The 3,399-nt window shown below is 48.7% G+C and carries 5 protein-coding genes; 2 read left to right on the top strand and 3 right to left on the bottom strand.

Annotation, left to right across the window (positions count from 1 at the left end; translation table 11 throughout):
• Positions 1-434, top strand: a 434-nt coding sequence (locus NG99_RS25870; RefSeq protein ID WP_232298374.1) for a hypothetical protein, incomplete at its 5' end; no start/stop codon positions are given.
• Here NG99_RS25870 and NG99_RS25875 read toward each other — a convergent pair.
• Positions 412-1,230, bottom strand: coding sequence for a DUF4225 domain-containing protein (locus NG99_RS25875; RefSeq protein ID WP_034899433.1), 819 nt, complete (start codon positions 1,228-1,230; stop codon positions 412-414). The genes NG99_RS25870 and NG99_RS25875 overlap by 23 nt on opposite strands.
• Positions 1,231-1,405: 175 nt before the next feature.
• Positions 1,406-2,254, bottom strand: coding sequence for a LysR family transcriptional regulator (locus NG99_RS25880; protein ID WP_072017682.1), 849 nt, complete (start codon positions 2,252-2,254; stop codon positions 1,406-1,408).
• 97 nt (positions 2,255-2,351) lie between these two features.
• Between NG99_RS25880 and NG99_RS25885 the strand changes: the two genes are divergently transcribed.
• A complete protein-coding gene (locus NG99_RS25885; RefSeq protein WP_034899435.1) occupies positions 2,352-2,948 on the top strand; it encodes a LysE family translocator in 597 nt (198 codons plus the stop codon).
• 185 nt (positions 2,949-3,133) lie between these two features.
• Here the strand turns inward: NG99_RS25885 and NG99_RS25890 are convergent.
• Positions 3,134-3,399 (bottom strand): DDE-type integrase/transposase/recombinase (locus tag NG99_RS25890; RefSeq protein ID WP_034899439.1); only part of this gene is annotated, 266 nt, incomplete at its 5' end.

Below are 3,399 nucleotides of genomic sequence, written 5' to 3' on the forward strand. Positions count from 1 at the left end.
GAAGCGGTGACGCTCGCCCCACTGGGGCGCTACGTTCCACAGAATTTTTGTGTATAATTGCTGCAAAAAGGTGTCTACATTTTAAGGATGGAAGGTGGAACGCGATGAAAGTGAGTGATGCAGCGCTACTCAAGTCAGGGTTTAGCCATGCAGATCTGCAAAAACTGAAAAATAATATTTCTAATTATGGCGGATCGCTGGATTCCGTGACCCATGATCTTGCTAACCGCTTTAAAGCCTCAAAGTGGATTACTATCGCTTCCTTTACCATACTTGCTCTCACGCTGGTATTGGCATCCGTAGATACCAGCATCACGCTTGCGGTCACACTTGCTATTGTATTACCTTTTATATGGTATTTAACGCCAGCAAAACTTGCATACAAGTCATGGCGCTATCGCAGATTAACGGCTAATTCTGAACCGCGTCAGTGACAGACATAAGGTCAAAAATGACCTTAGCCTTAACACCATAACCGACAATTTTCATTGTGAGCTTTGGACGGCTCATTGTGCTGACTTTTCGGTAATAATCAGCGGGCAGATATCGGAATAAACGCCATGTTCCAGGGCGTCTGAACAGACCGAATATGCTATATGCATTTGCAGCAAGCGAGACTGATTTATAGATCCCCAGCCCGCTATTACGGCTGAACCCCATGAATTCAGCTGTGGACATTGCGGCATCAGCAACCAAACCTTCCGAGGTTTGGTCATCCATCGCGTAGTGCGCAATTTCTTTGCTTATGCCGTTCGCTCCATCAGTAACCAGAACTGCACCGGCCAGAACGCCCAAAGGCGTCATGGAACCTATAAGGGTTAGACCAACAGCTATTTCAACTCCAGACAAAACCACATTTACAGCAGAAATGATGTAGCCAACAATTTTATTATTTTCCCGGACAAACTCCACTTTAGCGTAAAGTTTTGCTGACTTCATACGCAACATCAGACCCTGTTCTTCGAGGTTTTCAGTCTCTACTCTCAGGTTTTTGATGCATGCTATGCACTCTTCATCAGATTTCGCGCGCCGGGCAGCGGCAAATTGCTGCTCTATAACCTGTTTTATTTCCTGAACAAAATTAATCCGGGTCAGACCATCCTGAAGGTGAAAGGCGGAAAGTTTGTTGGCGGTATTAATTAGTTTTCTGGCTTCAAGGTTAACCATTGTTTCAGCCCAGGCTTTATTTCTTCCGCCAGAGCGCATCATATCAAGCAATGCCGCATCCATTTTTGTTCTCCCTGTATATTACATCGCCGATGATACCCCTTTATTTTCAGCTGTAAACCGTCGTTTCTGACTGAAAGAAGTGGGTCTCGATGGCTGGGAATCTGAATCGCTTCTTTTGAGAACGCCTGACCGTGAATGTCGGCACTTAACATCCCTTTAATAAGGGGTGTTCTAACTACTTCAGTCCGTCGCGTATTTGTTGTGCCAGTTCGTTCGCTACACGCGACCGCTGCCCTTTGGCGTGGTAAAGATTGACAGAAAACAGAGGGAGTTCAGGTAAGTTTTCACCAAATGGCAGAATGGTAAGATCACCCGGAATCGTTGACGCCAGCAAGACACTGACGGCCAGGTCGGAGCGAACCATAGCTTGAGTCGCATCAAGACTGCCGCTTTCAAACAGAGTTTTCCAGGTGGTTTCTTTCTTTCGTAACGCCTGCAATACCACCGTACGGAATGCACAGGTTTCCGCAACCATGGACACAGGCAGTGGCCGCTTTAGAAAAGCTGCACCACCTTTGGCACCAACCCACTCCAGGCGTTCAACTGACAGACATTCCCCTGCGGATTTTCCAGGCGGCTCTTCAACCAGCGCCAGATCGAGTGTACCGGCGGCGGTCGCGGCAAGGAGCTCCGGCGATGACATACAAATCAGTCGTATATCCACCTGCGAATGTGCTGCCGCAAAATTTTTCAGGACAGGGGGCAACCATGCTCCGACAAGATCATATGGGGCACCTAGCCGGATGACCCCCTCAAGCGGCCCTTCAGTCATTTCAGCCCATAGTTCGTCGTTCAGGATAATCAGATGCCGTGCTTTTCCAAGCAAGCGTTCTCCACCGGGCGTCAGGCGCAGAGTTCGTTTTTCACGGAAAAACAGTACGCCAGACAACGCCTCCAACCTGGCAATCTGCTGGCTGACCGCACTCTGTGTAAGGTGTAAGGCGTTTCCGCCCGCTGTCATGCTGCCATGATCGGCAACAGCAACGAACGTACGCAGTAGAGTGATATCAAGATTTCGGCTCATACAATGCATTATAAATTGTAATACACATCATGCTAATCATTTATTTCTGTTATGTATTTTAACGCGCTAGAGTCTAGCCATAACTCTGGAGGCCTGTATGTCCATCGCTGAATATTCCCCACTGATTTTGTTTGTGATTGTTTCCACTTTGACGCCTGGCGGCGCTACTACCTTAGCCACTGCATCTGGTGCCCATTTTGGTTATTGCAGGTCCATGCCCTTTATGTGTGGAATCGCTCTGGGGCTTGGCTCGATGGCGGCTTGTGCTGCGGCGGGATTAGGCAGTGTGATTCTGGCTTTCCCTTCCTTGCAATTTGCCATGAAACTTGCCGGTAGCCTGTATTTGCTGTGGCTGGCGTGGAAGATGACCCGCAGCGGTCCACCGCATTTACATGCAAGCGTGAAAAGACCGACAACTTTCGCAGCGGCACTGTGGCTGGTTTGGCACAACCCAAAAGGGTGGGCGATGACTCTGGGGGCCGCTGCTTCATTCGCTTCAGTTGCCTCGCAACCCGTATACCTGGTCTTTACTCTTGGTTGTTCGTTTGGAATTGCCGCGATGTTCTCTCTCTCCCTGTGGTGCATTGCTGGTTTGTTGCTGGCCCGATTAATACAAACCGACGGGCAATGGCATGTTCTTAACGCCATACTGGGGCTATTACTCGCTATTTCAGTTATTCCGATGTGGCAATGAAATGATTAATTCATCGAGTCTGGCCCACCGGGAGCGAAGCGGTAAGTGTCCAGGAAGTTACACAATGCGATATTGGGTTTTGAGTCGGGTATGATCGCTGATTATGCCATAACTTCCGTTTCTCGTTCATAGCGGCACTGTTGCAAAGTTCGGGATGATGAAGACTTCTGAGTTGCTAAAAGGCTCTACGTTTCAAAAGCTCTGTTCACCAGACGCATCTCACCCAGCGGATCGCCATAATAAAATGCTGACGCCTGACCTTTGCGTAGTGCACGCATCACCTCAATACCCTTGATTGTGGCGTAAGCCGTCTTTATGGATTTAAATCCCAGCGTGGCGCCGATTATCCTTTTCAGCTGGCCATAATCGCATTCAATGACTTTATTCCGGTACTTAATCTGGCGGTGTTCAACGTCAGGCGGACACCGGCCTTTGTAGTGGTTGAATAATC

Origin of the sequence: Erwinia typographi (assembly GCF_000773975.1) — a bacterium.
GTDB classification, from domain to species: domain Bacteria; phylum Pseudomonadota; class Gammaproteobacteria; order Enterobacterales; family Enterobacteriaceae; genus Erwinia; species Erwinia typographi.